Source organism: Nonlabens dokdonensis, assembly GCF_002162835.1.
GTDB classification, from domain to species: Bacteria; Bacteroidota; Bacteroidia; order Flavobacteriales; family Flavobacteriaceae; genus Nonlabens; species Nonlabens dokdonensis_B.
This window is the reverse complement of the sequence record NZ_MAAX01000151.1, coordinates 1-6,864: the sequence shown is the minus strand read 5'-3', so window position 1 is coordinate 6,864 and position 6,864 is coordinate 1. Positions and strand designations below refer to the sequence as shown.

6 protein-coding genes are annotated in these 6,864 nt (G+C 36.2%); 2 read left to right on the top strand and 4 right to left on the bottom strand.

All coding sequences use genetic code 11. The annotated features are described in order from the left end of the window. Positions 1 to 324: 324 nt before the first annotated feature. Entirely contained in the window at positions 325 to 2,208 is a 1,884-nt protein-coding gene (locus A9Q93_RS09730; RefSeq protein ID WP_303687199.1) for an ABC-F family ATP-binding cassette domain-containing protein, read from the top strand. A gap of 355 nt (positions 2,209 to 2,563) precedes the next feature. On the opposite strand, the gene A9Q93_RS09725 is transcribed toward A9Q93_RS09730, so the two are convergent. Beyond that, on the bottom strand, positions 2,564 to 2,938 hold the full coding sequence (locus tag A9Q93_RS09725; RefSeq protein WP_303687198.1) for an endonuclease domain-containing protein: 375 nt from the start codon (positions 2,936 to 2,938) through the stop codon (positions 2,564 to 2,566). A 280-nt stretch (positions 2,939 to 3,218) separates the two neighbouring features. Continuing rightward, a complete protein-coding gene (rimO, locus tag A9Q93_RS09720; RefSeq protein WP_303687197.1) occupies positions 3,219 to 4,526 on the bottom strand; it encodes a 30S ribosomal protein S12 methylthiotransferase RimO in 1,308 nt (435 codons plus the stop codon). Positions 4,527 to 4,942: 416 nt separating this feature from the next. Here rimO and A9Q93_RS09715 point away from each other — a divergent pair, with 416 nt between their 5' ends. Then, a complete protein-coding gene (locus tag A9Q93_RS09715; RefSeq protein WP_303687196.1) occupies positions 4,943 to 5,800 on the top strand; it encodes a carboxypeptidase-like regulatory domain-containing protein in 858 nt (285 codons plus the stop codon). On the opposite strand, the gene A9Q93_RS09710 is transcribed toward A9Q93_RS09715, so the two are convergent. Further along, a complete protein-coding gene (locus tag A9Q93_RS09710; protein WP_303687195.1) occupies positions 5,797 to 6,408 on the bottom strand; it encodes a DUF1684 domain-containing protein in 612 nt (203 codons plus the stop codon). The genes A9Q93_RS09715 and A9Q93_RS09710 overlap by 4 nt on opposite strands. A 17-nt stretch (positions 6,409 to 6,425) precedes the next feature. Continuing rightward, complete coding sequence (locus A9Q93_RS09705; RefSeq protein ID WP_303687193.1) at positions 6,426 to 6,761, bottom strand: hypothetical protein; 336 nt, start codon at positions 6,759 to 6,761, stop codon at positions 6,426 to 6,428. Between the last annotated feature and the right edge of the window lie 103 nt (positions 6,762 to 6,864).

Sequence of the window (6,864 nt, the reverse complement as noted above, 5' to 3'; positions counted from 1 at the left end):
TTTCGCGAAAGCGGAATCATTAAAACTCTAATTCTTCTAATGAAAGCATATTATAAAAACTCCTTCCCTAATTATAGGGAAGGTGGGCAAATTGGAGCCTGCGGAAATTTGGTCGGAAGGGTTGAAGAGGCACGCTCAATCCGTAATTAAAAAAGCTTTCCCCTTGCGAAGTAAGGGGAAAATTTAATTCGTGTACGAATTAAATAAGGAGTTACGCGATGCCATTACTTTACCTAAAAACCATAATGAAATATACCAACTCATTTTTATTTAAATTACCCCACTACGCCGTAATATTGCAAACTCTAATTAAGCAGTGCAACAATGAATTACATAACCGTAGAAAACGTCACCAGAGCCTTTGCAGATAAAGTTCTTTTTAAAGATCTTTCTCTAGGAATTAATCAAGGACAAAAAATAGGTTTTGTAGCAAAAAACGGTTACGGTAAATCGTCACTGCTCAATATCATTACTAAACAAGAAGAGCCAGATAGCGGTAATGTCGCTTACCGTACCGATCTTAGAATGGCATTCTTATCTCAAGAACCTAATCTTAATCCAGAAATGACCATAGAAGAGGTGATTCTGGATAGTGATGTGCCTACCATGAAGATCATTGCAGACTATGAGCACTCGATGGCAAATCCAGACGATGCAGAGATGATGCAAAAAGCACTGGACGCCATGGACGCCGCAAATGCATGGGACTTTGAGACCAAATACCGACAAATCTTATCCAAGCTTAAACTGGACGACCTATCTCAAAAAGTAGGAAAATTAAGTGGTGGACAAAAGAAACGTATCGCCATGGCAATGGCACTTCTTTCTGATCCTCAATTGCTAATTATGGATGAGCCTACTAACCATCTGGACCTAGAAATGATCGAGTGGCTGGAAGCTTATTTTAAACAAGAAGACTACACCATTCTAATGGTTACTCACGACCGTTATTTCCTCGATCGTGTGTGTAACGAGATCATAGAACTGGATCAAGGTCAGCTTTATACTTATAAAGGTAACTACTCCTATTACGTCGAGAAAAAGCAAGAACGTATGGAGATAGAACAAACTAATCAAGAAAAAGCCCAGCAACTTTATAAAAAGGAATTGACGTGGATGCGACGCCAGCCTAAAGCGCGACGTACCAAATCAAAATCTCGTATAGACGACTTCTATGCGATTAAAGAAGCAGCTCACAATCGCCGTAAAGATCATCAGGTAGAACTAGAGATCAATATGGAGCGTCTAGGAACTAAAGTCGTTGAACTGCATAAGATCAGTAAATCCTTTGGAGATAAGCATTTGATCAGTGATTTCTCCTATAATTTCTTAAGAGGTGAACGATTAGGAATCATAGGTAAAAACGGTACAGGAAAGTCTACGTTCTTAAACATGGTTACCGGTGGCTTAGAGCCTGATACTGGTAAAGTAGTAGTAGGTGAAACGGTAAAGATGGGTTATTATACTCAAGGTGGTATAGACGCTAAGCCTGGAATGAAAGTCATCGATGTGGTAAAACAGTTTGGAGAATACATCCCTCTTAACAAAGGAAAGATCATTAGTGCTAGTCAGCTACTGGAGCGATTCCTTTTTGACAATAAAAAGAAGCATGACTTTGTAGAGAAGCTGAGCGGTGGTGAAAGAAAACGATTGTATTTATGTACTGTTTTGATTCAAAATCCTAACTTCCTAATTCTTGATGAACCTACTAACGATCTCGACATACCTACCCTAAATGTCTTAGAGAATTTCCTGATGGATTTCCCTGGATGTATTATAGTAGTAAGTCACGACCGTTACTTTATGGATAAGATTGTAGATCATTTATTTGTTTTCAATCAATCTGGAAATATTACCGATTTCCCTGGAAATTACAGCGACTTTAGAGCTTATGTAGGGAATACAGACATCGCTTTAGACAAAGAAGCTGAAAAAACAAAACCAGAGCCTGTGAAAAAAGAAGTAGTAAAAACAACAGTCACTACTTCTGGACCTACAAGAGAACAGCAAAAAGCGTTATCGAGATTAGAGAATAAAATCAAACAACTAGAAGAAACTAAAAAGAAACTACAAGACAGTTTCCTTGATCCAGATATCCATCCAGATCAAATGACAGAAAACTCCATACAACTAGAAAAAACAAAATCACAACTAGAAGACCTAGAAATGGAATGGCTGGAATTAAGCGAGCAAATTGCGGCTAATTAGATTTCAGTCTCAGTTTGCAGTCTCAGTATCAGTTTGCAATAAACCTTTATATACTTCTGAATCAGATATGTGGTAAAATACCCTTATCTATTAAAGGGTTTGGTTGGCAACAAGTTGCTTTAACCTGTTTTCCCTTCGGCTGATGGGAAATACTGGAATTGTGCTATTCATATTTATTGATTTAAGTATAAGGAGATTTCACAGCAAGTGCGGAATGGTAAAATTTTGAAGAGCACTATTTGAAACTGAAAGTAAGAAAACTTCTCAAATCTAAAAGCTTTCCCCTTATGCAATAAGGGTAACATTTAATTCGTGTACGAATTAAATAAGGGGTTCTGCGATGCTGGAAACTATCTCAAGAATTTTTCTTCTTCTCCACATCTCGTATCCATTCAAAAATATGTTCCAGATTCTCAAAAACCATTTTATTCTCAAATCTTAGAATAGTAAAACCTAAGGCCTCTAATTCTTTATCTCGGTGATCATCTTTTTCCTCAGCTTGTGGGTGATTATGAACCTCTCCATCCAATTCAATAATCAAACCTAGAGAAGCGCAATAGAAATCAACAATAAAATTTTTAATAGCGTGTTGTCTTTGAAAACGTAAACCGTCTAGCTGTTTGGATCTTAAATGTGACCACAGATACTTCTCTGCAGGTGTTGCATTGCTGCGCAGTTTTCTTCGGTATTTCTCGAGAGATTTTTTAGTATGTATATGTTTTTTACTCAAGCTATGAAAATACAAAAAGCATCGCATCAAACCCTTTGCATTTTCAGCAAAGCTGCTAAACTTTTTTCCATTCCCTAAAGGGAAAGGCTTAAATTATGCCAGAAATATGGATTATGAACAAGTACAAAGAGATTCAGCAGCGAGTGCGGAATAATCACAGATAAAACAATTACTTACTCAAATGTGCAAGTACAAGTGTAAATCAATCTACCTACTACCGACTTTCCATTACAATTGAGACTGCAACTGCGACTGCAAACTGAGACTAAGAATTAAACACCTACTCCTCAACAGGAACTGCAAAAAGATCAAAATCTTCAGCTTCAGTAATTTTTACATTCACAAAAGAACCTACAGATAAGTAATGTTGCTCGGCATTGATCAGGACTTCATTATCTACATCTGGACTATCAAACTCTGTACGACCTACAAAGTGATTACCGCGCTTGCGATCGATCATCACTCTAAATTCTTGACCTATCTTCTGCTGGTTCAATTCCCACGAGATTTGCGATTGAATTTCCATGATCTCATTAGCACGTTCTTGCTTTACATCTGCAGGAACATCGTCTTCTAGCTTGTAAGCATGCGTATTTTCTTCATGCGAGTACGTAAAACAACCCATACGCTCAAAACGCTGGTCTTTTACCCATTGCTTTAAGATCTCAAAGTCTTCCTCCGTTTCTCCTGGATAACCTACGATTAAAGTCGTACGTATCGCCATTTCAGGAACCAGTGTTCTAAATTTTTCTAGCAGCGCATTAGTCTTTTCAAAAGTAGTTCCACGACGCATAGACTTCAAAACTGGTGTAGATATATGCTGTAATGGAATATCCAGATAATTACAAACTTTAGGCTCTGTTTTCATCACCTCCAGAACATCTAGCGGAAAACCAGTAGGGAACGCATAATGCATCCTGATCCATTCGATTCCTTCCACTTTAACTAATTCACGTAGCAAGTGAGCTAACCTGCGTTCTTTATACAAATCAAGACCGTAATATGTCAAATCTTGTGCGATAAGAATCAATTCCTTCACACCATTTGCAGCAAGCTTTTCAGCTTCTATAACTAAATGCTCAATAGGTGTGCTTTTATGTCCACCACGCATTAAAGGGATCGCGCAAAAAGAACATGGTCTATCACAACCTTCGGCAATTTTAAAATACGCATAGTTCTTAGGTGTAGTCGTCACTCGTTCACCTATCAGCTCGTGCTTGTAATCGGCACCTAGAGCTTTTAAAAGTGATGGTAATTCTGTCGTTCCAAAATACTGATCTACATCTGGAATTTCTTTTTGAAGATCTGGCTTGTATCGCTCAGATAAACAGCCTGAAACAAATACCTGATCTACCTCACCGTTTTGTTTGCGCTCTACAAAATCAAGAATCGTATTCACAGATTCTTCCTTGGCATTATCGATAAAACCGCAAGTATTGATCACCACGACATTACCTTCTTCCTCATGCACGACGTCCTTACCACTAGCCTTCAACTGGCCCATCAGCACCTCACTATCGTACACATTCTTAGAACAACCTAAAGTTATTACGTTGATCTTATTCTTCTTCCTTGTTTTTGTTCTCATAAGCGGCTGCAAATTTACGACTTAGTGATGTTAAAATGGTTGTTTTTATCTCGCTTTCGCGAAAGCGGAACACTTATCCATTTTTATCGTAAAACGAACAACTAAAAATCAACTAACTTTAGTGCAAGTTTGTAATGAAGAACCTTACCAAGATGGAGAAAAATAAATAAAAAACTCCTTTCCTCGGCTCTTGCATATTACGAGAGTAGTTTATGGAACGAGAGGAATGCACTAGTGGGCAAAGCGAGCGGTAGCTAGCTTTGGTCGGAAAGGATCGGTGCGGTGATTTGATTCATGCTATAATTCTTAAACAATTTTAAGTCAATTTATCAGTCTACTTAAAAACAAAGGTTTACTCCTTCTAATTATTTAATGATCCTAACTTTGCTTAAATTTAAATTTCCTAACAAATTTTAATGAAACATTATTTAGTCGTTTTCAGTTTTCTAGTTTGTAGTTTTTGTTTTTCTCAAAGAACAATTACTGGAACTGTAAGTGATACTGATGATGTTCTTTTAGGCGCTTCGGTTTCGGTTAAAGGAACAAGTGTAAATACAGTAACAGATTTTGATGGGAATTATTCTATTATAGCTAATGAAGAGGATATTTTAATTTTTTCTTATACTGGATATGAATCTCAAGAGATTTTAGTTGGAGATCAAAGTGTTATTGATGTAAAATTAATAACAGACTTAATAATTTGTTTCTTTCCCTATTATTACCCTAATTATATCCATAAAATCTATGGATTCAATTATCAAACTTTTGGAATTCAATTCCAAAACAACTATGATTTAATCCCTTGGGATATAAGTCCCACAATCTCATATTTAACAAATTTCAATAAAAATTCAAGTTTTGCAGTAAGTCTAGAAAGAAGATTTGATCTTTCAGATGAGTTTCATTTTACCGCTCGATTAACAGCTGAAACCTCAGACTTTAATGATAATCAATACCACAGTTATAAAATGGAGTTACAAAAAAGTGTCAATGGCTTTTGGGAATCTGACTTCATGGATATTCAACTAATTACAGGCTATATAGATTACGATGGTTCAACCAGCAGCGATAACTTAGGTTATGGACTTGGTTTTGAAAAGTCCGTTATTTATAATTTGAAAATAGGCACCAATTTCATTCACTGGCAAGAATTCAATGAATTCAATGCAAACGCATCATATACTTGGAGAAGATGGAGCATCTCAGGAAACTACAAACACCTAGCCGATTATGAAGAATTTCAAATAGGTTTAGGTTATAATTTCTACTTTTAAAACTTCCTAAAACTCTTAAACCCTTTCTTAACTCCAGCTTTTACTGGCAGTGGTAAATGATTTTCTTTAGGAGGGACAGCACAAGAAAATCGCTCGCTATAAGCACAATAAGGATTGTACGTATTATTAAAGTTAAGTACTACTTTATCACTCAAAGGCGATCTCAATTCCATGTAGCGCCCTTTTTTGTAAGATCCATCACCATTAGTTTCATCTGTAAAGAAGACTGATAAGTAATTGTAATATTCAGGATCGTCTTTTAAACTTGGACTTGACAAAACAAGCAATTTGCACTTCTTACCTTTTAAGGTAAAATGCAAATAACCGTATTTCACATAAGAAGCAATACGAGTTGTAGAAGTTTTTAGTTTAAGTTCCTCTGTATTGTCTAGTGGTTCAAATCGAGCTTCTACCACAAATTCTGGATCAAAATCGTAAAAATTTAAGTATCCGAAGTTCTTTTTCTCCCTAGCGGTAAGCACGTTATTTTCTCCAGACTTGTATTCTTGAGATAGTTTCTGACGGTAATCTATTGATTCTTTCTTATAATCTTGTGCAACAGCTGCTGTTGAGGTAATTAAAAAGACGGCTAAAAAAATATTTTTCATTCAAATGTAATTTCTGATTAACTTGTGGTGGTTAGACCCCAAATATACTCTGCCATCTCATTGTAGTAAAAACGCGATAAGGCTACTACAACAGCACAAACTAACGCAATTCCCCAGTGAAAACGCTTTTTTAAAACACTCCATCCACTTATTGCTAATACAATTAAATGCACTACTGCCATAAAATACAAAGGATAATAAGCGTTTTTAGGCGCCAAGGCATTTTCCCAAATCGGATTTGTAAAAATCTGAACAATGATAACGCAAAGGTAAAATGCTGCGTAGATAGCAATTATCTTAATGATTAGTGCAATGTTTTTACTGTTGAGAATAGGTGGTTTGTTATCTTCCAAAGGTTGAATATTATATTATTTCTAGACTTTTTTAGTCTCTATAATCTTCTGGCATTACTCGATGTTTACTAATTTTCTCGTAAAGATAAGCCCATCTGAACAG